At 69.9% G+C, this 23650-nt stretch carries 22 protein-coding genes; 15 read left to right on the top strand and 7 right to left on the bottom strand.

Annotated elements, in window-relative coordinates:
• Positions 1-8 precede the first annotated feature (8 nt).
• Positions 9-803 (bottom strand): IclR family transcriptional regulator, encoded by a 795-nt coding sequence (locus QNO26_RS09135; protein WP_374679376.1) that lies wholly within the window; start codon positions 801-803, stop codon positions 9-11.
• Positions 804-909: 106 nt separating this feature from the next.
• Here QNO26_RS09135 and QNO26_RS09130 point away from each other — a divergent pair, with 106 nt between their 5' ends.
• The 3 genes from QNO26_RS09130 to QNO26_RS09120 are packed head-to-tail and all read left to right on the top strand — an operon-like array spanning position 910 to position 3521.
• A complete protein-coding gene (locus QNO26_RS09130) occupies positions 910-1683 on the top strand; it encodes a CoA transferase subunit A (protein WP_257638473.1) in 774 nt (257 codons plus the stop codon).
• A gap of 3 nt (positions 1684-1686) precedes the next feature.
• Positions 1687-2340, top strand: a complete 654-nt coding sequence (locus tag QNO26_RS09125; protein WP_257638472.1) for a CoA transferase subunit B — start codon at positions 1687-1689, stop codon at positions 2338-2340.
• Positions 2337-3521: an acetyl-CoA C-acetyltransferase gene (locus QNO26_RS09120; protein ID WP_257638471.1), complete on the top strand. Its 1185-nt coding sequence runs from the start codon at positions 2337-2339 to the stop codon at positions 3519-3521. The genes QNO26_RS09125 and QNO26_RS09120 overlap by 4 nt, the downstream gene beginning before the upstream one ends.
• A 25-nt stretch (positions 3522-3546) precedes the next feature.
• Here QNO26_RS09120 and QNO26_RS09115 read toward each other — a convergent pair whose 3' ends face one another.
• Positions 3547-3807 (bottom strand): hypothetical protein, encoded by a 261-nt coding sequence (locus QNO26_RS09115; RefSeq protein WP_257530323.1) that lies wholly within the window; start codon positions 3805-3807, stop codon positions 3547-3549.
• A 131-nt stretch (positions 3808-3938) separates the two neighbouring features.
• On the opposite strand from QNO26_RS09115, the gene otsA reads away from it, so the two are divergent.
• The gene (otsA, locus tag QNO26_RS09110; protein ID WP_257530324.1) at positions 3939-5354 is read left to right on the top strand and encodes an alpha,alpha-trehalose-phosphate synthase (UDP-forming); all 1416 of its coding nucleotides are present in this window, start codon (positions 3939-3941) and stop codon (positions 5352-5354) included.
• The gene (gene otsB, locus QNO26_RS09105) at positions 5351-6127 is read left to right on the top strand and encodes a trehalose-phosphatase (RefSeq protein ID WP_257638470.1); all 777 of its coding nucleotides are present in this window, start codon (positions 5351-5353) and stop codon (positions 6125-6127) included. Before otsA ends, otsB begins: the two co-directional genes overlap by 4 nt.
• 121 nt (positions 6128-6248) lie before the next feature.
• On the opposite strand, the gene QNO26_RS09100 is transcribed toward otsB, so the two are convergent.
• Genes QNO26_RS09100 through QNO26_RS09085 form a run of 4 tightly spaced genes read right to left on the bottom strand, consistent with a single transcriptional unit; the run spans position 6249 to position 8693 of the window.
• Positions 6249-7001 carry an energy-coupling factor ABC transporter ATP-binding protein gene (locus QNO26_RS09100; RefSeq protein WP_257530328.1) on the bottom strand — a complete coding sequence of 251 codons (753 nt, stop codon included), beginning with the start codon at positions 6999-7001 and terminating at the stop codon, positions 6249-6251.
• Entirely contained in the window at positions 6998-7663 is a 666-nt protein-coding gene (gene cbiQ, locus QNO26_RS09095; RefSeq protein ID WP_257530330.1) for a cobalt ECF transporter T component CbiQ, read from the bottom strand. Before cbiQ ends, QNO26_RS09100 begins: the two co-directional genes overlap by 4 nt.
• Positions 7660-8007, bottom strand: a complete 348-nt coding sequence (locus tag QNO26_RS09090) for a PDGLE domain-containing protein (protein ID WP_257530333.1) — start codon at positions 8005-8007, stop codon at positions 7660-7662. The genes cbiQ and QNO26_RS09090 overlap by 4 nt, the downstream gene beginning before the upstream one ends.
• On the bottom strand, positions 8004-8693 hold the full coding sequence (locus QNO26_RS09085) for an energy-coupling factor ABC transporter permease (RefSeq protein ID WP_257638469.1): 690 nt from the start codon (positions 8691-8693) through the stop codon (positions 8004-8006). Before QNO26_RS09085 ends, QNO26_RS09090 begins: the two co-directional genes overlap by 4 nt.
• A gap of 138 nt (positions 8694-8831) precedes the next feature.
• Between QNO26_RS09085 and ilvD the strand changes: the two genes are divergently transcribed.
• The 6 genes from ilvD to QNO26_RS09055 all read left to right on the top strand — a co-directional run bounded on the left by ilvD (position 8832) and on the right by QNO26_RS09055 (position 18206).
• Positions 8832-10538 carry a dihydroxy-acid dehydratase gene (gene ilvD, locus QNO26_RS09080; protein ID WP_257530337.1) on the top strand — a complete coding sequence of 569 codons (1707 nt, stop codon included), beginning with the start codon at positions 8832-8834 and terminating at the stop codon, positions 10536-10538.
• 36 nt (positions 10539-10574) lie between these two features.
• The gene (locus QNO26_RS09075) at positions 10575-12371 is read left to right on the top strand and encodes an acetolactate synthase large subunit (RefSeq protein ID WP_257530339.1); all 1797 of its coding nucleotides are present in this window, start codon (positions 10575-10577) and stop codon (positions 12369-12371) included.
• A gap of 1 nt (position 12372) precedes the next feature.
• Positions 12373-12882 carry an acetolactate synthase small subunit gene (gene ilvN, locus QNO26_RS09070; protein ID WP_257530341.1) on the top strand — a complete coding sequence of 170 codons (510 nt, stop codon included), beginning with the start codon at positions 12373-12375 and terminating at the stop codon, positions 12880-12882.
• Between the two features lie 36 nt (positions 12883-12918).
• The gene (gene ilvC, locus QNO26_RS09065; RefSeq protein ID WP_257638468.1) at positions 12919-13944 is read left to right on the top strand and encodes a ketol-acid reductoisomerase; all 1026 of its coding nucleotides are present in this window, start codon (positions 12919-12921) and stop codon (positions 13942-13944) included.
• 152 nt (positions 13945-14096) lie between these two features.
• Positions 14097-16829, top strand: a complete 2733-nt coding sequence (gene adhE / locus QNO26_RS09060; RefSeq protein ID WP_257638467.1) for a bifunctional acetaldehyde-CoA/alcohol dehydrogenase — start codon at positions 14097-14099, stop codon at positions 16827-16829.
• Positions 16830-16934: 105 nt separating this feature from the next.
• Positions 16935-18206 carry an alpha-L-fucosidase gene (locus tag QNO26_RS09055; protein ID WP_257530346.1) on the top strand — a complete coding sequence of 424 codons (1272 nt, stop codon included), beginning with the start codon at positions 16935-16937 and terminating at the stop codon, positions 18204-18206.
• Positions 18207-18209: 3 nt separating this feature from the next.
• On the opposite strand, the gene QNO26_RS09050 is transcribed toward QNO26_RS09055, so the two are convergent.
• Positions 18210-19367: an ROK family transcriptional regulator gene (locus QNO26_RS09050; RefSeq protein ID WP_257530347.1), complete on the bottom strand. Its 1158-nt coding sequence runs from the start codon at positions 19365-19367 to the stop codon at positions 18210-18212.
• Between the two features lie 184 nt (positions 19368-19551).
• On the opposite strand from QNO26_RS09050, the gene QNO26_RS09045 reads away from it, so the two are divergent.
• From QNO26_RS09045 to QNO26_RS09030, 4 genes are read left to right on the top strand one after another with little or no spacing between them, the layout of a single operon-like run.
• The gene (locus tag QNO26_RS09045; protein ID WP_257530348.1) at positions 19552-20814 is read left to right on the top strand and encodes an ABC transporter substrate-binding protein; all 1263 of its coding nucleotides are present in this window, start codon (positions 19552-19554) and stop codon (positions 20812-20814) included.
• Positions 20815-20859: 45 nt separating this feature from the next.
• On the top strand, positions 20860-21765 hold the full coding sequence (locus QNO26_RS09040) for a carbohydrate ABC transporter permease (protein WP_257530349.1): 906 nt from the start codon (positions 20860-20862) through the stop codon (positions 21763-21765).
• Complete coding sequence (locus QNO26_RS09035; RefSeq protein WP_257530351.1) at positions 21755-22681, top strand: carbohydrate ABC transporter permease; 927 nt, start codon at positions 21755-21757, stop codon at positions 22679-22681. Before QNO26_RS09040 ends, QNO26_RS09035 begins: the two co-directional genes overlap by 11 nt.
• Positions 22678-23643: an ROK family protein gene (locus tag QNO26_RS09030; protein WP_257638466.1), complete on the top strand. Its 966-nt coding sequence runs from the start codon at positions 22678-22680 to the stop codon at positions 23641-23643. Before QNO26_RS09035 ends, QNO26_RS09030 begins: the two co-directional genes overlap by 4 nt.
• The last annotated feature ends 7 nt before the right edge of the window (positions 23644-23650 follow it).

Raw genomic sequence — 23650 nt, 5'->3', positions numbered from 1 at the left:
GCCGGCCCCTACCCGCGCGCGGCGGCGATGCGGGAGGACAGCTGGTGCGCGTGCGCGAGCAGGGTGCGGCCGAGCGCCGGCAGGCGTTCGGGGGAGAATCGGAATTCCACGCCGGTGAGGCTCAGCGCCCACTCCGGCCGTCCGGCACGGTCGAACACCGCCGCGCCCAGTCCCCACGAGCCTTCGACGATGAGCCCCGGATTGACCGCGTAGCCGCGGTCGCGGGTGTCGGCTACGCGGGTGCGCAGCGCGGCCGGCGCATGCCGCGCGCCGAACCGGTCGGCGAGCTCGGGATGCCGCGCCAGGTACGCGTCCGCGTCGTCGTCGGGGAGGAAGGCGAGGATCGCCAGCCCCGCGGATGCCACGCCCAGCGGGAACCGCACTCCTTCGCTCAGCACGAAAGAGCGGATGGGGAAGGCACCGTCCTCGCGGACGAGGCACACCGTCTCATCGCCGCGACGCACCGACAGGAACGCGCTCTCCTCGGTCTTCACCGCGAGGGAACGCACGATGTCGCGTGCGAGGTCGGTGATGTCGTAGCGCGCGGCGGCCACCGAGCCCATCAGGAAGAGCTCGGGCCCCGGCATCCACCGCGAGGAGCTCTCGTCCTGGTCCACGAGGCCCTCGACGCGCAGCGCCGAGAGCAGACGGTGGGCGGTCGACCGTGAGAGTCCCGCATCGTGGGCGAGCTGGTGCAACGCGGCCCCACCTCCACCCGCCGCCGCCGTGACGAGGCGCAGCAGGCGCGCCGCGCGGGCGACGGTCTGGGCTCCAGGAACGGCAGAACGGGGCGGGGTGTCCACATAGTGGAACATAGACGCAGCGGCGCCCACATCACAAGAACCGGGTTGCCGCGCCACAGCGACGGCGCGCATGGTGGCAGGACACCCGGCTCACGAAGGAGTGCCCGTGATCGACAAGACCTTCCCCTCCGCGGCCGCCGCGGTCGCCGACATCCCCGACGGGGCGTCGCTGGCCGTCGGAGGTTTCGGTCTCTCGGGCAACCCGATCGCGCTCATCGAGGCGCTGCTCGCGCAGGGCACCACCGACCTCTCCGTCGTCTCCAACAACTGCGGGGTCGACGACTGGGGGCTCGGCGTGCTGCTGGGCGCCGGACGCATCCGCAAGATGACGTCGTCGTACGTGGGGGAGAACAAGGAGTTCGAGCGGCAGTTCCTCAGCGGTGAGCTGGAGCTCGAACTGACGCCGCAGGGCACGCTCGCCGAGAAGCTGCGCGCCGGTGGTGCCGGCATCGCCGCGTTCTACACGCAGACCGGCGTCGGCACCCAGGTGGCCGAGGGCGGACTGCCCCGCCGTTATGACGGCTCCGGCGGCATCGCCGTGGCGTCACCGGCGAAGGACGTGCGCACGTTCGACACCACCGGCCGGCCGTTGCCTTACGTGCTCGAGGAGGCGATCGTCACCGACTTCGCCCTCGTCCACGCGCTGCGCGGCGACACCCACGGCAACCTGGTGTTCAACAAGGCGGCGCGCAATTTCAACCCGCTCGCGGCGATGGCGGGCAGAGTCTGCATCGCGCAGGTCGAGCAGGTCGTGCAGCCAGGCGAGATCGACCCCGACGACGTGCACCTCCCCGGCGTGTACGTCCATCGGCTGGTCGAGGTCGGCGGCGACATCCCCAAACGCATCGAACGACGCACCGTGCGTGCAGAAGGGAAGTGACCCATGGCGCTGACTCGCGATGAGATGGCCGCCCGCGCGGCCCGGGAGCTCACCGACGGCTCGTACGTCAACCTCGGCATCGGTCTTCCCACCCTGGTTCCCAATCACGTCCCGGACGGCGTGACGGTCGTGCTGCAGTCCGAGAACGGCATCCTCGGTGTCGGGCCGTATCCGACCGAGGCGCACGTCGACCCCGACCTCATCAACGCGGGCAAGGAGACCGTCACGGTGCTGCCGGGTGCGGCCTACTTCGACTCCGCGACGAGCTTCGGCATGATCCGCGGCGGCAAGATCGACGCCGCCATCCTGGGAGCGATGCAGGTCTCGGCCACCGGGGACCTCGCGAACTGGATGATCCCCGGAAAGATGGTGAAGGGCCCCGGCGGCGCGATGGACCTCGTCCACGGCGCGGCGCGGGTCATCGTGCTGATGGAGCATGTCGCCCGCGACGGCTCGCCCAAGATCGTCGACGCCTGCTCGCTGCCCCTCACCGGCCGCGGAGTCGTCGACCGCATCATCACCGACCTCGCCGTCATCGACGTCACGCCCGACGGGCTCGTGCTCGTCGAGACGGCCCCGGGCGTGACCGTCGCCGAGGTGCGGGCCGCCACCGAGCCGCCGCTGGCCCTCTCCGACACTCTTAGGGTGGAAGCATGAACCACGAAGACGTCGTCATCGTCGCCGCCGCCCGGACCCCGCAGGGACGCCTCAAGGGCCAGCTCGCCTCGTTCACCGCTCCCGAACTCGGCGCCCTCGCCATCCGCGGCGCCCTCGAGCGCGGCGGCATCCCCGCGGACGCCATCGACGCCGTCATCGTCGGGCAGGTGCTTCCCGCCGGCTCGGGACAGAACCCCGCACGCCAGGCGGCCGTGGCCGCGGGCATCGGCTGGGACGTGCCGGCATCCTCGGTCAACAAGGTGTGCCTCTCAGGCCTGTCGGCCGTGATCGACGCCAAGCGCATGATCCAGACCGGCGATGCGCGCGTCGTCGTGGCGGCCGGCATGGAGTCGATGACCCGCGCTCCGCACCTGCTCACGGGATCCCGCGACGGCTGGTCCTACGGGAGCGTCGAGGTGCTGGACCACATGGCGCACGACGGACTCACCGACGCCTACGACCGCGAGAGCATGGGCGCGTCGACCGAGCGCCACAACGGCGGGCTCGGCATCACCCGCGAGACGCAGGATCACGTCGCGGCGCTCTCGCATCAGCGGGCCGCCGCGGCACAGGATGCCGGCGTCTTCGACGACGAGATCGTCCCCGTCGAGGTGCCGCAGCGCAAGGGCGACCCGCTGGTCGTCACGCGCGATGAGGGCGTGCGCCCCGACACGACGGTGGACACCCTCGCGCGCCTGCGGCCCGCGTTCGCCTCGGAGGGGACCATCACCGCCGGCAACGCCTCGCAGATCTCCGACGGCGCCTCGGCCGTGGTGCTCACCACCCGCAGCCACGCCGATGACCAGGGCTGGGACGTGCTGGCGGTCGTCGGTGCGGCCGGTCAAGTCGCCGGGCCCGACAACTCCCTGCACGCGCAGCCGGCGCGGGCGATGGAGCAGGCGCTGCGCAAGCAGGGGATGTCGGCAGGCGACCTCGACTTCGTCGAGATCAACGAGGCGTTCGGCGCCGTCGTCGCGCAGTCCCAGTCCGAACTCGGGATCGGCGAGGACATCGTCAACATCCACGGCGGAGGCATCGCGATCGGCCACCCGATCGGGGCGAGCGGCAACCGTCTGGTGGTGCACGCCGTGCACGAGCTCGTGCGCCGGGGGAGCGGCACGGCCGGCGTGGCGCTCTGCGGTGGCGGCGGTCAGGGCGATGCGCTCATCCTGACGCGCTGATCGGGCGGCGCGGACGCGCCGACGGTCAGTCGGCCTTGTGCAGGCGCTGCTTCATGAGCTTCTGCTCCTTGCCCTTCACCGGGGAGTCGCCGGCGACCAGGTGCCCCCGCTTGGCGCGGCGCATGTCGACGACGGCGCCGATGGCGAGGGCGAGCGAGATGCCCCAACTCGCCCAGGCGAGCGCCGTGCGCCACGTGAAGGGCTCGTCGTTGCGCAGTCCGCGCAGCAGCGTGATGCCGCTGGTGATGCTGGTGATGAGTCCGGAGCCGAAGAGATAGCCGCGCATCCCGCAACGCTACCGCGCAGACCGGCGCCGGAAAGCGGGTATTGACAGAACCGCGTCGGCGGCGCAACCCCGGGAGGCGCCCGTGGTCGGGCGATAGCCTGGATAATCCGCCCGCCGCACGGAGGATCCTCATGAGTACTGCCGATTTCGTCGTCGTCGCCAACCGTCTTCCGGTGGACAGATCGGGAACCGGGGATGGCGAGGAGCAGTGGCGCACGTCGCCGGGCGGGCTGGTGACCGCCTTGGCCCCGGTGATGCGCGCGACCGAGGGCGCGTGGGTGGGCTGGCCGGGCCAGGCAGACGTCGAGGTCGGCCCGTTCGACTTCGAGGGCATGCACCTGGTGCCCGTCCACCTGACGTCCGAGGACGTGGAGCTCTACTACGAGGGCTTCGCCAACGACACCATCTGGCCGCTCTACCATGACGTGATCGCCGCCCCCCGCTATCGCCGCGAGTGGTGGCAGGCCTATGTGCGGGTCAACCGCCGCTTCGCCGAGGCCGCCGCGGCGGTGGCCGCAGACGGCGCGACCGTGTGGGTGCAGGACTATCAGCTGCAGCTTGTTCCCCGCATGCTGAGGGAGCTGCGGCCCGATCTCGTGATCGGGTACTTCCACCACATTCCGTTCCCCGCGTACGGCCTCTATTCGCAACTGCCCTGGCGGCGCCAGGTGCTGGAAGGGCTGCTGGGCGCGGACGTCATCGGGTTCCAGCGGGTCGCCGACGCCTCCAATTTCGCCCGCGCGGTGCGGCGCCAGCTGCGGTACGAGACCAAGGCCAGCGGCATCCGGGTGCCGACAGAAGACGGGCGTGAGCGCATGGCGCTGGCGAAGGCGTTCCCGATCTCCATCGACGCCGACGACTACATCGCCCTCGCCGAGCGTCCGGACATCCAGGCGCGCGCGGCCGAGATCCGCGAGAGCCTCGGCAACCCCAAGAAGGTGCTGCTGGGCGTCGACCGGCTCGACTACACCAAGGGCATCCGTCATCGCCTCAAGGCGTTCGGCGAGCTGCTGGAGGACGGCCGGCTCTCGGTGGAGGACGTCACCCTGGTGCAGGTGGCCAGCCCCAGCCGCGAGCGCGTCGCCGCCTACATGCAGCTGCGCGATGAGATCGAGCAGACCGTGGGCCGCATCAACGGCGATCACGACACGATGGACCACACCGCCATCCGCTACCTGCATCAGGCGTTCCCCCGTGAGGAGATGGTGGCCCTCTACCTCGCCGCCGACGTGATGCTCGTCACTGCGCTGCGCGACGGAATGAACCTCGTTGCGAAGGAGTACGTCGCCTCCCGCATCGACAACCGCGGGGTGCTGGTGCTCAGCGAGTTCGCCGGTGCGGCCGATGAACTGGGCACCGCGCTGCGCATCAACCCGCACGACATCGAGGGGCTCAAGGAATCGATCGTGCGCGCGGTGGAGATGCCCGCCGCCGAGCAGGGCCGCCGCATGCGGAGCCTGCGGCGCAAGGTGCGCGAGCACGATGTCAACGACTGGTCGCGCGAGTTCCTGGAATCGCTCGACGCCGTGCGACGGGCCCGCTCGTGAGCGCCGACCAGGGGCAGGCCCTGTCGGCGCTGGCAGCCACGCGCCGCCTGCTGGTCGCGCTCGACTTCGACGGCACGCTCTCACCGCTGCAGGACGACCCGATGGCCTCGCGCATGCTGCCGGCGGCGCGGGATGCCGTCGAGGCGCTGTCCGCCCTGCCCGACACCGTGGTGGCACTGGTCTCCGGCCGCAGCATGAAGGATCTGCGGCTGATCGCCGAGCACCTCGACGACTCGCCGCTCTGGCTGGCGGGGTCGCACGGTGCGGAGTACTGGGAGCCCCGTTCCGGGCTGCGCTCCGACGAGGACGACGCGGACGCCGCCGCGCTGCGCGACCGCCTGCAGGGACGCGCGGAGGCGGCGACGGCGCACCTGCCCGGTGTCTGGATCGAGCCGAAGGCGTTCGGTCTCGGCGTGCACACGCGCCGGGCGGACGCCGCGACCGCCGTCGAGGCGAACGGGCTCGTCGACGAGATCGTCGCCGCCGAGGCGCCGTCCTGGCGCCGGCGGGCAGGACGCGACATCGTCGAGTACGCCTTCCGGCACGAGGGCAAGGATTCCGCGGTCGCGGTGCTGCGCGAACGCACGCGGGCGACCGCCGTGCTCTTCGCCGGCGACGACGTCACCGACGAAGACGCGCTGCGCAGCCTGCAGTCCGGCGACCTGGGCGTGCGTGTGGGGGAGGGCCCCACCGCCGCGGATGTGACGGTTCCCGGCATCCCGGAGCTCGCCGACCTGCTCACGCGCCTCGCCGCCGCCCGCGCCCGCCGGTAGCCCCCGCCACGCCCCGCCCCGCCGCCCCGCCCCGCCCCGAAGTCGAGACGAATCCTGACGGACGAGACGGTGGTCATCACCCGCGCTCTCGTCCGGTGGCATTCGTCTCAGCGCGGTGTCGTCAGCGCCGGCCGTAGGACGGGTCGAACCCCCACGGCAGCTCCAGACCGTGGGCCGCCATGAGCGCGGCATCCGACAGCAGTGAGCGGGTCGGTCCGTCGGCGACGATCCTGCCGCCGTCGAGGATGAGTGCCCGAGGGCACAGTTCCAGCGCGTAGGGCAGGTCGTGGGTCACGACGATCTGGGTCGCGGGGAGCGCGGCGAGGGTCGCCGACAGTTCCCGTCGGGAGCCGGGGTCCAGGTTGGAGGTCGGCTCGTCCAGCACCATCACGTCCACGTCCATCGACAGGATCGTGGCGATCGCCGCGCGGCGCCGCTGGCCCAGCGAGAGGTGCTGCGGCTGCCGGTCCGCGACGTCGTGCAGCCCGACCGTCGCGAGGGCGCCGTCCACGCGCGCCCTCAGCTCCGCCGCCGCGACGCCGTAGTTGGCCGGGCCGAACGCGACGTCCTCACCCACGGTCGGCATGAACAGCTGGTCGTCCGGATCCTGGAACACCAGACCGACGCGGCGGCGCACCTCGCGCACCGTATCGCGGTCGATGCGCGTGCCGTCGACGTCCACCCAGCCCTCGTCGGGCATCAGGATGCCGTTGAGGTGCAGCATGAGGGTGGTCTTGCCGGCGCCGTTCGGACCGAGGATCGCCACCCGCTCGCCGGCGGTGATGTCGAAGTCGACACCGGCCAGCACCGATTGCGCCCGCGTGCCGGGGTAGCGGTAGTGCAGGGAGCGCACCGAGACGGCGGCAGAGCTCATGCCCGCGCCGGTTCCAGGTATCCGCGCGAGAGCATCGCCAGGTGCACGCGCTCGCCGCGGCCGTGGGAACGTGTGAACAGCGCGCCCACCCCGCGGGCCAGCACCGGCCAGGACCGGTGGCCGCGGGCACCGAACCCCCGCGAGTCCTGGGCCACGCGCATGCGCCGCCACTCACCCACGATGACGTCGAGGTAGCGCAGCATGAACCCCGCGATGGCGGTGAGCTGCCGGGGGAGATGCAGCTGCTCGAGCGCCAGGATGATCGCGCGGGGCTCGGTGGTGCTGACCAGCACGATGGATGCCATGAGCGCCAGCGTCGCCTTGGCGAGCAGCCCCCACCCTCCCCAGAGTCCTTCGACGGACAGCTGCAGACCCCACACGTCGACGCGCGGGCCCGTGGCGACGAAGGGCATGAGCACGGCGAAGACGAGGAACGGGATCTCGATGCCCATGCGCGCCAGCAGGGTGCGCGGCGTCACCCGCGCGGCGAGGAGGAAACCGGCGACGACGGCCGCGTACAGCGCGAACGCGGCGAACCACTCGCGGGGGGTGGCCACCACGATCACGGCGAAGAGCAGCACGGCGAGCAGCTTCAGACGCGCCGGTGCCGTGCGCAGCCACCGGGCGCCCTGCGCGGGGGGAGCAGCGGCGAAGCTCCTCATCGCCGCGCCGGCTCGGCCACTGCGCGGCGCCGCGCGGCGCCTCCGATGATCCAGGCGAGGCCGAACGTCACGAGGCAGCCGATCGCGCCGGCCAGTGCCAGCGAGAGCCACGGGTTGTCGACGAACACCGCGCCGTAGTCGGCGAAGGGACTCGTCGCGGTCGCGCTGTCTTCGGCGGCGCCGATGAAGCCGTTGCTCTCGGCGACGAACTCCAGCCCGTCAGGCCGGCTCGAGGCCCAGAAGCTCACGACGCAGGCGATCAGCAGGATGATCGCGAAGGAGGCGATCGTGAAGGCGCGGGTCGAGATGCGCCTTTTCCCGTCGGACTGCGGTGTCCCGCTCATACCGTCGCTCCCTCACTGGCGCGTGCGGCCGGCACGCGTACGAACCGCATCCCGTAGACGAGGTCGGGCCGGGTGGCCACCACCGCCGAGACGACGAGAGCGGTGATGACCGCCTCACCCACCCCGATCACGGCATGCCAGCCGACCATCGCGGCGAACACCGTGCCCGCCGGCACCGCCACCGTTCCGCCGATGGTGAAGAGCGCGGCGAACACCCCGGCCGCGACGGGCACCGAGATGAACGCCCCCAGCGAGGCGCCGAACGGCACCGCCCAGGTGCGACGGGGTGCGAGGGCCACGACGCCGCGGAAGACCCACCATCCCACCACGACGGTGACGACGCCGATGAGGGTGATGTTCGTGCCGAGGGCCGTGAGCCCGCCGTCGGCGAAGAGGAAGGCCTGCACGATGAGCACGACCGTGAGACACAGCACCCCCGTCGCCGGGCCCACCAGCACGGCAGCCAACGCACCTCCCATCAGATGGCCGCTCGTGCCCGCCCCGACGGGGAAGTTGATCATCTGCACCGCGAAGATGAGGGTGGCCACGATGCCCACCATCGGCGCCTTGCGGTCGTCGACCGCCTCCTTGCGGGCCCTCGGCAGGGCGATGGCGACCGCCGCGACGGCGACGGCTCCCGTCGCGACAGAGGTGGGGATGTCCAAGAATCCGTCTGGAACGTGCATTCGCTCTCCAACCAGGTGGGGCGATGTGCCAGTTGCGACACCGTCGTAGATGGGGATGCTAGACCGCACGTCCAACACACACCAGGGGTGTCGCGACACACGACCGTGGGCGAGCGGCGACGGCCATAGAATTCACGCGTGAGCAATCCCGACGAAACCATCGACATCAAGCCGCGCAGCCGCGTCGTCACCGACGGCATCGAAGCCACCACCTCCCGGGGCATGCTCCGTGCGGTGGGCATGGGCGACGAGGACTGGGACAAGCCGCAGATCGGGATCGCCTCGAGCTGGAACGAGATCACCCCCTGCAACCTGAGCCTCGACCGGCTCGCCCAGGGCGCGAAGGAGGGCGTGCACGCCGGCGGCGGCTACCCGCTGCAGTTCGGCACCATCTCCGTCTCGGACGGCATCTCGATGGGGCACGAGGGCATGCATTTCTCCCTGGTCAGCCGCGAGGTCATCGCCGACTCGGTCGAGACCGTGATGATGGCCGAGCGCCTCGACGGCAGCGTGCTGCTGGCCGGCTGCGACAAGTCCATCCCCGGCATGCTGATGGCCTCGGCACGCCTCGACCTGTCCAGCGTCTTCCTCTACGCCGGCTCGATTGCACCCGGCTGGGTCAAGCTGTCCGACGGCACGGAGAAGGACGTCACGATCATCGACTCGTTCGAGGCGGTCGGCGCGTGCCTGGCGGGCAAGATGAGCGAGGCCGACCTCAAGCGCATCGAGTGCGCCATCGCCCCGGGCGAGGGCGCCTGCGGCGGCATGTACACCGCCAACACGATGGCCTCCGTCGCCGAGGCGCTCGGCCTGAGCCTGCCCGGATCGGCCGCCCCGCCGTCGGCCGACCGTCGTCGCGACTACTACGCGCACCGCTCGGGCGAGGCCGTGGTCAACCTCCTGCGGCAGGGCATCACCACCCGCGACATCCTCACCAAGGAGGCGTTCGAGAACGCCATCGCCCTGGCCATGGCTCTCGGCGGCTCGACCAACGTCGTGCTCCACCTGCTCGCCATCGCGAACGAGGCCGAGGTCGAGCTCACACTCCACGACTTCAACCGCATCGGCGACAAGGTGCCGCACGTGGCCGACATGAAGCCGTTCGGCAAGTACGTCATGAACGACGTCGACCGCCACGGCGGCATCCCGGTGATCATGAAGGCCATGCTCGACGAGGGCCTGCTGCACGGCGACGCGCTGACGGTCACGGGCAAGACGCTCGCCGAGAACCTGCGCGACCTCGATCCCGACCCGATCGACGGCGAGGTCATCCACACGTTCGCCGACCCGATCCACGCGACCGGCGGCATCACGATCCTGCACGGCTCGCTCGCCCCGGAAGGAGCCGTGGTGAAGACCGCCGGCTTCGACGCATCGGTGTTCGAGGGGCCCGCGCGCGTGTTCGAGCGCGAGCGCGCCGCGATGGACGCTCTCGAGGCCGGCGACATCAACCCGGGCGACGTCATCGTGATCCGCTACGAAGGCCCCAAGGGTGGCCCCGGCATGCGCGAGATGCTCGCCATCACGGCCGCGATCAAGGGAGCCGGCCTCGGAAAAGATGTACTACTGTTGACGGACGGACGATTCTCAGGCGGCACAACCGGCCTGTGCATCGGCCACATAGCACCCGAAGCGGTGGACGCTGGTCCCATCGCCTTCGTGCGCGATGGTGATCTGATACGGGTCGATATCGCGGCTCGCACTCTCGACCTACTCGTCGGCGACGCAGAGCTGAGTTCCCGCCGAGACGGCTGGGAGCCCCTTCCCCCGCGCTATACCCGTGGCGTTCTGGCCAAGTACTCCAAACTCGTGCGCTCTGCTGCAGAGGGCGCGGTGACGGGGTAGTCCCGTCAGCAACCCTTGATCTCGAGGTAGTCACCCATGTCCTCAGACACCGTTTCCGCCGTGCCCCGGCCTCCGGCCCGCGCGGCATCCGCCCCCGTCCTCACCGGCGCACAGGCGGTCGTCCGCTCGCTCGAACTGCTGGGGGTGACCGACGTGTTCGGTCTGCCCGGTGGCGCGATCCTGCCCGTTTACGACCCGCTCATGGACACCTCGGAGATCCGGCACATCCTGGTGCGCCACGAGCAGGGGGCCGGCCACGCCGCCGAGGGGTACGCGTCGGCGTCGAACAAGACCGGCGTGGCGATCGCCACGAGCGGCCCGGGCGCAACCAACCTCGTGACCGCGATCGCGGACGCCTACATGGACTCGGTCCCGATCGTCTGCATCACCGGCCAGGTCTTCTCGACCCTCATGGGCACGGATGCGTTCCAGGAAGCCGACATCGTCGGCATCACCATGCCGATCACCAAGCACTCGATCCTGGTCAAGCGCGCCGAGGAGATCCCCGGCGCCATCGCCGCGGCCTTCGAGATCGCCGGCACGGGGCGCCCGGGTCCGGTGCTGGTGGACATCACCAAGGATGCGCAGCAGCAGGAGGCGCCGTTCGTCTGGCCGCCGCGCGTCGACCTGCCCGGCTACCGGCCGGTCACCAAGGCCCACGGCAAGCAGATCCAGGCGGCCGCCCAGCTGCTGGCGGCGGCGGAGAAGCCCGTGCTCTACGTCGGCGGCGGGGTCATCCGTTCGCAGGCGTCGGCGGAGCTGCTGCGCCTGGCCGAGGCGACGGGAGCGCCGGTGGTGACGACGCTCATGGCCCGCGGCGCCTTCCCCGACTCGCACCCCCAGCAGCTCGGCATGCCCGGCATGCACGGCACCGTGCCCGCCGTGCTCGCCCTGCAGGAGAGTGACCTCATCGTGTCGCTCGGCGCCCGTTTCGACGATCGCGTCACCGGCAAGGCGTCGTTGTTCGCGCCCCACGCCAAGGTCGTCCACGTCGACATCGATCCGGCCGAGATCTCCAAGATCCGCACGGCCGATGTGCCGATCGTCGGTGATCTCAAGGACGTGCTGGGTGACCTCGAGGCGGCCTTCGCGGCGGCGGAGCACCGCGCAGACATCACCGAATGGTGGTCGTACCTCGACGGCCTGCGCGACGAGTTCCCGCTCGGCTATGCGCAGCCGACGGACGGGCTCATGGCGCCGCAGTACGTCATCCAGCGTATCGGTGAGCTCACCGGGCCCGAGGGTGTCTTCGCCGCAGGCGTGGGACAGCACCAGATGTGGGCCGCGCAGTTCATCAAGTACGAGCGTCCCAACTCGTGGCTCAACTCCGGCGGCGCCGGCACCATGGGCTACGCGGTGCCCGCGGCCATGGGCGCCAAGGTCGCCGAGCCCGATCGCGTGGTCTGGGCGATCGACGGCGACGGCTGCTTCCAGATGACCAACCAGGAGCTCGCCACCTGCGTCATCAACAACATCCCGATCAAGGTCGCGATCATCAACAACTCGTCGCTCGGCATGGTGCGGCAGTGGCAGACGCTGGTCTACAACGGTCGCTACTCCAACACCGACCTCAACACGGGCCACAACTCCATGCGCGTCCCCGACTTCGTCAAGCTCGCCGAGGCGTACGGCTGCCTTGCGATCCGCGTCGAGAAGGAAGAGGACGTGGATGCCGCGGTGCAGCTCGCGCTGGCGACGAACGACCGTCCGGTCGTGATCGACTTCGTGGTCAGTGCCGATTCCATGGTGTGGCCGATGGTGCAGCAGGGCCGCAGCAACAGCAGCATCCAGTACGCCCGCGAGCACGCCCCGACGTTCGACCAGGAGGCCTGACATGAGCAAGCACGTCCTCAGCCTCCTCGTGGAGGACAAACCCGGTCTGCTGACCCGAGTGGCGGGCCTGTTCGCCCGGCGCGGGTTCAACATCGACTCCCTCGCCGTGGGGGTGACCGAGGTCCCCGGTCTGTCGCGGATCACGGTCGTCGTCGACGTCGAGGAGCTGCCGCTCGAACAGGTGACCAAGCAGCTGAACAAGCTGATCAACGTCATCAAGATCGTCGAGCTCGACCCCGCGGCATCCGTGCAGCGTGAGCACATGCTCGTGAAGGTGCGCGCCGACAACCAGACGCGCTCGAACGTCATCGAGGTCGTCAACCTCTTCCGCGCCTCGGTGGTGGACTACGCCACCGACGCGGTCGTGGTCGAGGTGACCGGCGACCGCGGCAAGGTCGACGCGTTCTTGCGCGCCGTCGAGCCGTTCGGCATCAAGGAACTCGCCCAGTCGGGCATGGTCGCGATGGGTCGCGGCGGCAAGAGCATCACCGAGCGCGTCCTGCGCGGCTGACCATACAGAACCCCCACCCAAGGAGAAACACACACCATGGCCGAGATCTTCTACGACTCCGACGCCGACCTGTCGCTCATCCAGGGCAAGAAGGTCGCGATCGTCGGTTACGGCTCGCAGGGCCACGCCCACGCCCAGAACCTGCGTGACTCGGGTGTCGAGGTCGTCATCGCCCTCAAGGAGGGCAGCAAGTCCATCCCGAAGGCGCAGGAGGACGGCTTCGAGGTCAAGCCCGTCGCGGAAGCCGCGCAGTGGGCCGACCTCATCATGATCCTGGCTCCCGACCAGCACCAGCGCACGATCTACAACGACGAGATCAAGCCGCACCTCACGGCGGGCAAGACCCTGGCCTTCGCGCACGGGTTCAACATCCGCTTCGGCTACATCCAGGCCCCCGAGGACGTCGATGTCATCCTCGTCGCCCCCAAGGCTCCCGGACACACCGTGCGGCGCGAGTTCGTCGCCGGCCGTGGCATCCCCGACATCATCGCCGTCGAGAACGACGCATCGGGCCAGGCCTGGGACGTCGCGCTGGCCTACGCCAAGGCGATCGGCGGCACCCGCGCGGGCGTCATCAAGACGACCTTCACCGAAGAGACCGAGACCGACCTGTTCGGCGAGCAGGCCGTGCTGTGCGGTGGCGTCTCGCAGCTGGTGCAGTACGGGTTCGAGACCCTCACCGAGGCGGGCTACCAGCCGCAGATCGCCTACTTCGAGGTGCTGCACGAGCTGAAGCTGATCGTCGACCTCATGTGGGAGGGCGGCATCGCCAAGCAGCGCTGGTCGGTGTCGGACACCGCCGAGTACGGCGACTACGTCTCGGGGCCGCGTGTGATCGACCCGCACGTCAAGGAGAACATGCAGGCCGTTCTCGCCGACATCCGCTCCGGCGCGTTCGCCGAGCGCTTCATCAACGACCAGGACGCCGGTGCCGTGGAGTTCGGCGAGCTGCGTGAGAAGGCCGCCGCCCACGCGATCGAGGCCGTGGGCAAGGACCTGCGCGCCCTGTTCTCGTGGAAGCAGCAGGACAGCGACTACGTCGAGGGCAGCGCCGCGCGCTGATCCCCGCCGACCCTGACCCGGTCGTCGCCCCCCGGAAACGGGGGAGCGGCGACCGGGTTTTCTCTTTGCCCCTTCCTGTGGTCTGACCACAGGTCTATGCTGAGGCCAAGAGCAAAGGCGCGGGTACTGCGCCCGTGCCGGGTTGGAGAGAGATGTCCCCTGAGATCGACGCACTGGTCGCCCGCGCACAGGCTGCGCTGACCGCCTACGCGCCCTACACGCAGGAGCAGGTCGACCACATCGTGCGCAAGGCATCGGTGGCGGCACTGAGCCGGCACGCGGACCTCGCGGTGATGGCCGTCGAAGAGACGGGACGCGGCCTGTTCGAAGACAAGGCCGTGAAGAACATGTTCGCCTGCGAGCACGTCACGCACTCGATCATCAAGCAGCGCACGGTCGGCGTCATCTCGGTGGACGAGATCACCGGGATCACCGAGATCGCCGAGCCCGTCGGGGTCGTGTGCGGCATCACGCCGGTCACCAACCCCACCTCCACGACGATCTTCAAGGCCCTCATCGCGCTGAAGACACGTAACCCCATCGTCTTCGCCTTCCACCCGTCGGCGCAGCGCTGCTCTGTGGCTGCCGCCACCGTCGTGCGCGACGCGGCCATCGCCGCGGGGGCGCCGACCGACTGCATCCAATGGATCACGGAGCCGTCACTGGCGGCATCCGGTGAGCTGATGAACCACCCCGGGGTCGCCCTCATCCTCGCCACCGGTGGCAACGGCATGGTGCGGGCCGCCTACTCCTGCGGCAAGCCCGCCCTCGGTGTCGGCGCGGGCAACGTGCCGGCCCTCATCGAGCGCAGCGCCAAGGTCGGCCGCGCCGTCAACGACGTCGTGCTGTCGAAGTCGTTCGACAACGGCATGGTGTGCGCCAGCGAGCAGGCGGTCATCCTCGACGCGCCCATCGCGGAGGAGGCGATGGCGGAGTTCGTCCGGCTGCACGCCTACCTCGTGAACGCCGACGAGAAGCGCATGCTGGAGGAGTTGATCTTCGGCGTCAGCGCGCAGGACGCCTCGTGCGCCGAAGCCAAGCTCAACGCCGCCGTCGTGGGGCAGCCCGCGGCGAAGATCGCGCAGATGGCCGGGTTCACCGTGCCCGAGGACACGTCGATCCTGCTCGCCGAGGTCAGCGGGGTCGGACCCCACGAGCCGCTGACCCGCGAGAAGCTGGCTCCCGTGCTGGCGGTGCTGCACGCGGCCGACGCCCAGGAGGGCATCGACCTGGCAGAGCAGATGGTCGCCTTCGACGGACTCGGGCACTCCGGCGCCGTGCACAGCAGCGATCCTGCCGTCATCGCCGACTTCGCCGACCGCGTGAAGGCCGTGCGCATCATCGAGAACGCTCCGGCGGCGCTCGGCGGCATCGGCGACATCTACAACGCCTTCATGCCTTCGCTGACCCTCGGGTGCGGCTCGTACGGGCGCAACTCGGTCGCGGACAACGTCTCGGCGGTGCACCTGCTCAACATCAAGCGCGTGGGGCGTCGCAACAACAACCTGCAGTGGTTCAAGGTGCCGGCCAAGACCTACTTCGAGCCGAACGCGCTGCGGTACCTCATCGACATGAAGGGCATCGAACGGGTGACGATCGTCACCGATGCGACGATGACCAAGATGGGCTTCGTGGACCGGGTGCTCGACGTGCTCGGCCGCCGTCCCCGCCGTGTGCACCTGCAGATCATCGACGACGTCCTCCCCGAGCCGACGGTCGTCAGCGTGCAGCGCGGCGCCGCCAAGATGCGGGAGTTCCAGCCCGACACCATCATCGCGCTCGGCGGCGGGTCGCCGATGGATGCCGCGAAGGTCATGTGGCTGCTCTACGAGAACCCGGACGTGCACTTCTCCGACATGCGGGAGAAGTTCTTCGACGTGCGCAAGCGTGCGTTCCGGTTCCCCGAGCTCGGCGCGAAGGCCAAGCTCGTGTGCGTGCCGACGACGTCGGGAACCGGATCGGAGATGACGCCCTTCGCGGTGATCACCGATGACGAGACCGGCATGAAGTACCCGCTCGCGGACTACGCGCTGACCCCCTCCGTGGCGATCGTGGACCCGCTGCTGACGGCGGCGCTTCCCGCGTTCCTCGTCGCGGATGCCGGGTTCGACGCTCTGACCCACGCGACGGAGGCCTACGTGTCCGTCTACGCGAACGACTTCACCGACGGGCTGGCCCTGCACGCGATCAAGCTCATCTTCGAGAACATCGTGCGCAGCTCTCAGGCGCAGCCGGGCAGCAAGAACGCCGCGGACGTGGAGGCTCGGGAGAAGATGCACAACGCCGCGTCGATCGCCGGCATGGCGTTCGGCAACGCGTTCCTCGGGATCGTGCACGCGATGGCCCACGTCACCGGGTCGAAGTTCCACCTCGTGCACGGGCGGACCAACGCGATCTACCTGCCCCACGTGATCCGCTACAACGGCCAGGTCCCGGCGAAGGTCACCGGGTGGCCGAAGTACGAGCGCTACGTGGCCCCCGAGCGGTACCAGCAGATCGCCGCCCACCTGGGACTGCCGGCCGCCACGCCGGACGAGGGCGTCGAGTCCTACGCCCGCGCGGTCGAGCGGCTGCGTGCCGCGGTGGGCATCGAGGACTCGTTCCAGGCTCAGGGAGTGCCGGAGGAATCCTTCATCGGGCGCCTCGAGGAGCTCGCCATGGCCGCGTACGGCGACCAGTGCGCCCCGGCCAACCCGCGTATGCCGCTGCTCGCGGACATGCGCACGCTGATGGAAGCCGCCTACTACGGAACGTCGTACGACGCGGTCCGCACCCGGCGGGCCCAGGCGGCCGCCGCGGCGGAGTCGGCGGTCGTGCCGGTGTCCGAACAGGCGGAGCCGGTGGCTGCGCCCGCGGGCCCGCCGCGGAAGAAGTCGGCACGCTGATCGCATCGCCCCCGCGGGCCCGGCCTCGATCGAGTGCCGGGCCCGCGGTGTGGTTAGACATCGGATGTCTGTGTCAGGATGGAGTCGACACCCGAGGGAAAGGCGATGATGCGACAGCAGTGGTTCGACGAGGCGCGATTCGGCATGTTCGTGCATTTCGGTTTGTACAGCGGAGCCGCCCGGCATGAGTGGGTGCAGAACTACGAGCGCCTCACCGACGAGGAGTACCGACAGTACTTCGAGCACTTCGATCCCGACCGGTTCGACGCACGCGCGCTGGCACGGCAGGCCAAGCGCGCAGGCATGGGGTACGTCGTGCTGACGACCAAGCATCACGAGGGCTTCGCCCTGTGGGACACCGCGCTCAGCGACTTCAACGCGGTGGCGGCGTGCGGCCGCGACCTGGTGCGCGAGTACGTCGAAGCGCTGCGCGACGAAGGGCTGCGCGTGGGTTTCTACCACTCCGTGATCGACTGGCACCACCCCGACTTCACCGTCGACTGGAACCACCCGCGCCGTGGCGACGCGGACGTCGCCGCGCTCAACGCCGGGCGCGACATGCAGCGCTATCGGGAGTTCCTGCACGGCCAGGTGCGGGAGCTGCTCACCGCGTACGGACCCATCGACTACCTCTTCTTCGACTTCACCTATCCGCACGAGCGCGACGGACTGCCCGGCAAGGGCCCGGAGGACTGGGATGCGCACGCCCTGCTGGCGATGTGTCGGGAGCTGCAGCCGCAGATGCTCGTCAACGATCGCTTGGGCATTCCCGCCGACTTCGTGACCCCCGAGCAGTACCAGCCCACATCGCCGCTGACCCGGGACGGCCGGCCGCTGGTGTGGGAGGCCTGCCAGACCATGAACGGCTCCTGGGGCTACCACCGCGACAACAGCGACCAGAAGTCTGTGGGACTGCTGGTGCGCATGCTCGTGGACTCGGTGTCGATGGACGGCAACATGCTGCTGAACATCGGGCCGGACGGGCGGGGGGCGATCGCCCCCCGCGACGCGGAGGCGCTGGAGCGGATCGGCGAATGGATGCAGCTGCACCGCGACGCGATCGTCGGGGCCGGGCACGCCGACGCCGAGCCGCCTCGCGAAGGGGTCTACACCCGCCGCGGCGACAAGCTGTACCTCCACCTGTTCTCGTGGCCGCTCGGCTTCGTCCACCTGCCCGGGCTCGCCGGCAAGGTCGCGTACGCTCGCCTGCTGCACGACGGGTCGTGGCTGCGCACGTCGGTGAGCGATCCCGAGCAGGTGGCGGATCTGATGACACCCGAGGGGGAGGCGGAAGGCACGCTCACGGTGCATCTGCCCGTGACCCGTCCCGACGTCGTGCTGCCCGTGGTCGAGCTCACCCTCGTCGGCGACCGCTGAGCGTCAGCCGGTGGGCGCGGGCAGCTCGAGGTTGTCCAGCGCCCACCGGGCCGCGCCGAGCAGGATGGCATCGGCGCCCGTCTGCGCCGCCTCGATGCGCAGGCGCTGCGTGGCCAGCGGATGGCATGCTTCGTAGACGCGGCTGCGCACCGCGGCGAGGAACGGCTCGGATGCGCTCATGCTGCCGGTGAGGAAGACCGCGGCAGGGTTGAAGAAGTTGACGACACCGGACAGCGCCTGACCGAGGTGCGTCCCCGCCGTGCGCACGAGGGTCGTCGCCTCGGGGTCGGCGTCGCGCGCCAGCGCCAGGACGTCCGTGGTGCTCGTGATGTCGGTGCGTCCCCGTTCGCGCATCTGACGCACGAGGCTCGCCCCGCTGGCCACGGTTTCGAGGCATCCCGTGTTGCCGCAGGAGCAGGGGATGTCGCCGCTGCCGTCGATGCGGGTGTGGGTGATGTCACCGGCGGCTGAGGTCGCGCCGCGATGCACCTGGCCGCCGACGATGATGCCGCTGCCGATCGCGGTGCCCGCCTTGACCGTGATGCTGTGCCCCGCGGCCCCGAAGCGGGCGCGGTGCTCGCCGAGCGCGGCGAGGTTGGCGTCGTTGTCGACGGCGACGGTGACCCTGTATCGATCGCGCAGGTGCGCGCCCACACCGAAGCCCGGCCACCCGGGCATGCGGGACGGCTGGTGCACGGTCCCGGCTGCGATGTCGACCGGTCCGGGCAGGCTCATGCCGATCGCGCGCACGGTGTCGCCGGCGGCGAGTTCGTCGAAGACCGCGGCGATCGCCGCGAGGGTGGGCTCGGGGCCCGCGGCCAGCTCCACCGGGATCGCGCGGGTGCGCACGAGCGCTCCGCTCAGGCGATGGATGCCGATCCTCGCGTGCTGCCCGCCGAGGTCTGCGGAGAGCACGACGCCGGCGTCATCGGGGACCGCGAGGATGCGCGGACGGCGCCCGCCGCGGGAAGGACCGTCGCCTCGCTCATGCAGCAGCCCGCTGTCGGTGAGGGCCTTCACCCGCACGCCCACCGTCGACGCCGCGACCCCCAGCTCCGTGGCGAGGTCGACCCTCGATCGTGCCTCGCCGCGTGCCACGAGGTCGAGGATGCTCCGGCTGACATCGTCGTCACTGGGAGTGCGTGCATTCTGCGGGGCCATGGCCAGCTCTCGGTCGGCGTGTGTGTCAGGAATGTTACGAGAGATCACTGATCGATAAACATCGGATGTTCGTGTTGCAGGGATGCGAGATCTCTGCCATCTTGACTTGAAACAGAACCTTACACACTTGATTCGCCCCTCGAAATAAGTGGTGAGGACACAGCATTGCCATAGGAGGCATTCGATGAAAAAGATGCGCATCGGCGGTGTGGCTGCGGCCACCGGCGTCGCGATGGTGCTCACGGGTTGCGCGGGAGGCGGCAACGCAGGCGACGCCGGCGGCGACAAGCCCACGATCGTCCTGGACATGTGGGCGGGCAGCGAGTCCGACATCGCGGCGCTGGAGGCCCAGGTCGCCATCGCCCAGGAGCAGAACCCCGATGTCACGGTCAAGCTGCAGACAGCTCCGTGGGGCGACTTCTTCACGAAGCTCACCACGAACATGGCCAGCGGCAACATGGCGTGTGTGACCGGCATGAGCGGCGCTCAGCTGGGCGGCTACACCGACGGCTTCCGGGCCCTCAGCGACGAGGACCTCGCCACCGCCGGACTCGACCTCGCCGACTTCAACCCCGGTGCCGAGGGCATCCTGAGCTTCGAGGGTGAGCTGTACGGCCTGCCGTTCGACGTCGCCACGATGCTCGTGTACTACAACCAGGACAAGCTCGACGCCGCAGGCGTCGAGGCTCCCGGCATCGGCTGGACGTTCGACGACTTCGAGCAGACCGCCGCCGCCGCCACCACGGACGGCAGCTTCGGGTTCGGCATGGGCATGGGCGCGTACCAGTGGATGTCGCTTCCGATCGCCCTCTCCGGCACCCAGCCGGCCGACGAGGACGGCTCGCTGCGCATCGATGACCCCGAGTTCGTGGATGCCGCATCGTGGTTCTCGGGCCTCGTGACGGACCTGGGCGTGGCCGCCCCCGTGGCATCGGCCTCGGACACCGGCTGGGGCGAGACCCAGTACACCGGCGGCAACGCGGCGATGGCCGTCGACGGAACCTGGAACGCCGTGGGCTACCTCGACAACGAGTCCGGCTTCGCCGCCGGCATGGCGCCGCTGCCGACCGGACCCCACGGCAACGCCGGTCCGATCCTCGGCTCGGGCTACGGCATCTCGGCCACCTGCGAGCACCCCGAAGAGGCGCTGAAGGTGCTCGGGTCGCTGCTGAGCAAGGACGCGCAGGACTACATCGCGTCGTCCGGCCGGTCGTACCCCGCCCTGTCGGTGTCGCAGCCGCTGTACTTCGAGTCGATCGACGAGGAGTACCGCGAGCACGTCCAGACGGTCTTCGAAGCTGCGTTCTCCAGCACGGTGCCGCTGTACATGACCCAGAACTGGGCGAAGCTCGAGGCCTACATCCAGCCGAACCTCGTCAGCGTCTACAACGGACAGATGACGATGGCGGAGCTCCTGGAGACCGCCCAGGCCCAGTTCGGCAACTGATCGGTTCCGTTCGGAACACCCTTTCCTGAGCAAGAGAGCTACACAATGACGACCACGACGAAACGTCGCGGGTCGCTCGCCAGGGCCGAGGCCCGCCAGGCGCTGGGCTTTGCAAGCCCGGCCCTGGTGGGACTCGCCCTGTTCACGATCGTGCCCGTAGGGCTGTCGATCGTGATGAGCGTCTTCGACTGGCCCACGTTCGGCGCCCGCACCTTCACCGGTCTCGACAACTACGCCGCGCTGTTCACCTCCAGCCCCGACTTCTGGCCGGCGCTGCGCAACTCCGCGGTGTTCACGGTGCTGTACGTCCCACTCAGCGTCGCGCTCTCGCTCGTCCTGGCCATCGGGCTCGGGCCGCGCATCCGCGGCCGCGGCGCGCTGCGGGTGCTCTTCTTCATTCCCGTCGTGGTGCCGATGGTCGCCAACGTGCTGGTGTGGAAGATGATGCTGCAGCCGCAGGGCCTGTTCAACGGCATCGCGCAGAGCTGGTTCGGCGTCACCCTGCCCAACTTCCTGGCGGACCCGTTCTGGGCGATGATGATGGTCGTCGCCATGAGCGTCTGGCAGGGGCTCGGCTACAACATGCTCATCTTCTCCGCCGCCCTCGAGCAGCTGCCCGACAGTGTGCTCGAAGCGGCGAGCATCGACGGAGCCCGCGGGATGCGGCTGGTGTGGAGCGTGATGATCCCCATGATCTCGCCCGCGATCTTCTTCGCCTCGATCATGACCATGATCACGTCGCTCCAGGTGTTCGCGCAGCCGCAGCTGCTCACCGGCGGCGGACCGGGCAACGCCACCAAGCCCCTCGTGATGTTCATCTGGGAGCAGGGCTTCACCTTCGGCGACCTCGGTCTGGCCGCGGCGGCGGCGTGGATCCTCTTCGCCATCATCATCCTCATCACCGGCGCGCAGTTCGCCGCCCAGCGCAAGTGGGTGCACTATGAGCACTGAGTCCGTGACCGCGACCCGCACGCTCGTGCTCGGCGAGGACGCCGTTACCCCCGACCCCTCGGGCCGCCGCCGTGTCGCCCCGAAGACCCGCGGCGAGCGGATGCGCCTCGTCATCGCCCATGTCTTCATCTACCTCGCCGCGCTCGTGTTCGTGTCGCCGCTGGTCTACGCGTTCTTCTCGGCGCTGAAGCCCAACATCGAGATCTTCTCGATGCCGCCGACCCTCATCGGGTCGCAGATCAAGTGGCAGAACTTCGCCGAGGTGTTCGCCTACGGCCCGTTCTGGACCTACATCGGCAACTCGCTGTTCGTCGCCGTGGCGGGAACGCTCGTGGTCCTCATCGTGTCCACCGCCGCCGGCTACGCCTTCGGGCGCCTGCGGTGGAAGGGACGCGACGTGGTGTTCGTGCTGTTCCTGGCCACCCTCATGGTGCCCGCCGAGGTGCTCGTGATCCCGATGTTCCAGGTGATGCAGTGGTTCGGCTGGGTCAACACCTACCCTGCCCTCATCTTCCCCTTCGCGTTCGGCGCGTTCGGGACCTTCCTCATGCGGCAGTTCTTCCGCGGCATCCCCTTCGAGCTGGAAGAAGCGGCCCGGATGGACGGCGCGGGGCCGGTGCGCACCTTCCTGCGGATCATCCTGCCGCTGTCGAAGTCCGCCGTGGCCGTGCTGTCCGTGTTCACGTTCCTCTCCTTCTGGAACAGCTACCTGTGGCCGCTGATCGTCACGGTGGACTACGCCACGCTCGGCACGCTGCCGGTGGGTCTGGCCAGCTTCTCCGGCTTGACCGGTACGCGCTGGGATCTGCAGATGGCCGCGGCGATCATCTCGATGATCCCCACGACGCTGCTCGTGATCGTCCTGCAGAAGCACCTCATCAAGGGCATCGCGATGGCCGGGCTGGGCGGCCGATGAGCGCGGACGCTTCGTCCCGCGTCGTCGCGGGTGTCGACATCGGAGGCACCAAGACGGCCGGGGCGCTCGTCGCCGCGGACGGCACGGTGCTGGCGCGCGCGTCGCGGGAGACCCCCGCCCGCGACGGCGGCGCCGCGATGGCCGAGACCGCCGCGCGGGTCGTGGAGGAGCTCTACGGCCGCGCCGGCGTGCGCGCCGACGCCGTGGGCGTCGGCGCAGCCGGTGTCGTGGAGCATGACACCGGCACGATCCGCGCGGCATCCGCCACCTTCGTCGGATGGACCGGCTTCCCGCTGGGGGAGCGGCTCGCCGAGCGCCTGTCGCTGCCGGTGCAGGTAGAGAACGACGTCAACGCGTTCCTTCTGGGCGAGACGGCCTGGGGCGCTGCGCGCGGTTCCGACGTGCTCGGCGTCATGCTCGGCACCGGTGTCGGCGGCGCGCTCGTGATGGACGGCCGGCTGCGCCACGGACCGCACGGGGCCGCGGGAGAGATCGGCCACACCCCGGGCTATGGCGAGCTGCGCTGCACGTGCGGCCGCACGGGCCACCTCGAGACCCTGGCATCCGGCACCTCCATCGCCCGCCGCTACGCGGAGGCCACGGACCGGCCGCTCGAGCCGGCGCGGATCGTGGCGCAGCGTGCGCGCGGCGGCGACCCGGCGGCGCGGGCGGTGTTCGCGGACGCCGGTCAGGCGGTCGCCCTGGCCTGCGTCTCGGCGGCAACGCTCGTCGACCTTCCGCTGGTCGTCGTCGGCGGCGGGGTGGTCGAGGCGTGGGACCTGCTCGCTCCGGCGGTGCAGGCGACGCTCGCCAGCGACCCGCCGGTCTCCGGGGTGCCGCTGCGCATCGTTCCCGGCACCCTCCGCGCCGACGCCGTCGTCCTCGGCGCCGCGGCGCTGGTGGCCCATCCCGTTTCCGTTCCCCCCGCAGAAAGCGAGCCGCGCCGTGACGACGCGTCCTGACCCCGAT

This window comes from Microbacterium sp. zg-Y1090, assembly GCF_030246945.1.
GTDB lineage: Bacteria > Actinomycetota > Actinomycetes > Actinomycetales > Microbacteriaceae > Microbacterium > Microbacterium wangruii.
Note: the sequence above shows the minus strand (reverse complement) of the source record. Positions and strands in the feature narration are given on the sequence as shown.

What these genes read in the sequence shown, in the direction of transcription:
- QNO26_RS09125 (WP_257638472.1), top strand. Translation starts at nt 1,687, where the DNA reads ATGGCGCTGACTCGCGATGAGATGGCCGCCCGCGCGGCCCGGGAGCTC.
- QNO26_RS09120 (WP_257638471.1), top strand. Translation starts at nt 2,337, where the DNA reads ATGAACCACGAAGACGTCGTCATCGTCGCCGCCGCCCGGACCCCGCAG.
- QNO26_RS09115 (WP_257530323.1), bottom strand. Translation starts at nt 3,807, where the DNA reads ATGCGCGGCTATCTCTTCGGCTCCGGACTCATCACCAGCATCACCAGC.
- otsA (WP_257530324.1), top strand. Translation starts at nt 3,939, where the DNA reads ATGAGTACTGCCGATTTCGTCGTCGTCGCCAACCGTCTTCCGGTGGAC.
- QNO26_RS09100 (WP_257530328.1), bottom strand. Translation starts at nt 7,001, where the DNA reads ATGAGCTCTGCCGCCGTCTCGGTGCGCTCCCTGCACTACCGCTACCCC.
- cbiQ (WP_257530330.1), bottom strand. Translation starts at nt 7,663, where the DNA reads ATGAGGAGCTTCGCCGCTGCTCCCCCCGCGCAGGGCGCCCGGTGGCTG.
- QNO26_RS09090 (WP_257530333.1), bottom strand. Translation starts at nt 8,007, where the DNA reads ATGAGCGGGACACCGCAGTCCGACGGGAAAAGGCGCATCTCGACCCGC.
- QNO26_RS09085 (WP_257638469.1), bottom strand. Translation starts at nt 8,693, where the DNA reads ATGCACGTTCCAGACGGATTCTTGGACATCCCCACCTCTGTCGCGACG.
- QNO26_RS09075 (WP_257530339.1), top strand. Translation starts at nt 10,575, where the DNA reads ATGTCCTCAGACACCGTTTCCGCCGTGCCCCGGCCTCCGGCCCGCGCG.
- ilvN (WP_257530341.1), top strand. Translation starts at nt 12,373, where the DNA reads ATGAGCAAGCACGTCCTCAGCCTCCTCGTGGAGGACAAACCCGGTCTG.
- ilvC (WP_257638468.1), top strand. Translation starts at nt 12,919, where the DNA reads ATGGCCGAGATCTTCTACGACTCCGACGCCGACCTGTCGCTCATCCAG.
- adhE (WP_257638467.1), top strand. Translation starts at nt 14,097, where the DNA reads ATGTCCCCTGAGATCGACGCACTGGTCGCCCGCGCACAGGCTGCGCTG.
- QNO26_RS09055 (WP_257530346.1), top strand. Translation starts at nt 16,935, where the DNA reads ATGATGCGACAGCAGTGGTTCGACGAGGCGCGATTCGGCATGTTCGTG.
- QNO26_RS09050 (WP_257530347.1), bottom strand. Translation starts at nt 19,367, where the DNA reads ATGGCCCCGCAGAATGCACGCACTCCCAGTGACGACGATGTCAGCCGG.
- QNO26_RS09045 (WP_257530348.1), top strand. Translation starts at nt 19,552, where the DNA reads ATGAAAAAGATGCGCATCGGCGGTGTGGCTGCGGCCACCGGCGTCGCG.
- QNO26_RS09040 (WP_257530349.1), top strand. Translation starts at nt 20,860, where the DNA reads ATGACGACCACGACGAAACGTCGCGGGTCGCTCGCCAGGGCCGAGGCC.
- QNO26_RS09035 (WP_257530351.1), top strand. Translation starts at nt 21,755, where the DNA reads ATGAGCACTGAGTCCGTGACCGCGACCCGCACGCTCGTGCTCGGCGAG.
- QNO26_RS09030 (WP_257638466.1), top strand. Translation starts at nt 22,678, where the DNA reads ATGAGCGCGGACGCTTCGTCCCGCGTCGTCGCGGGTGTCGACATCGGA.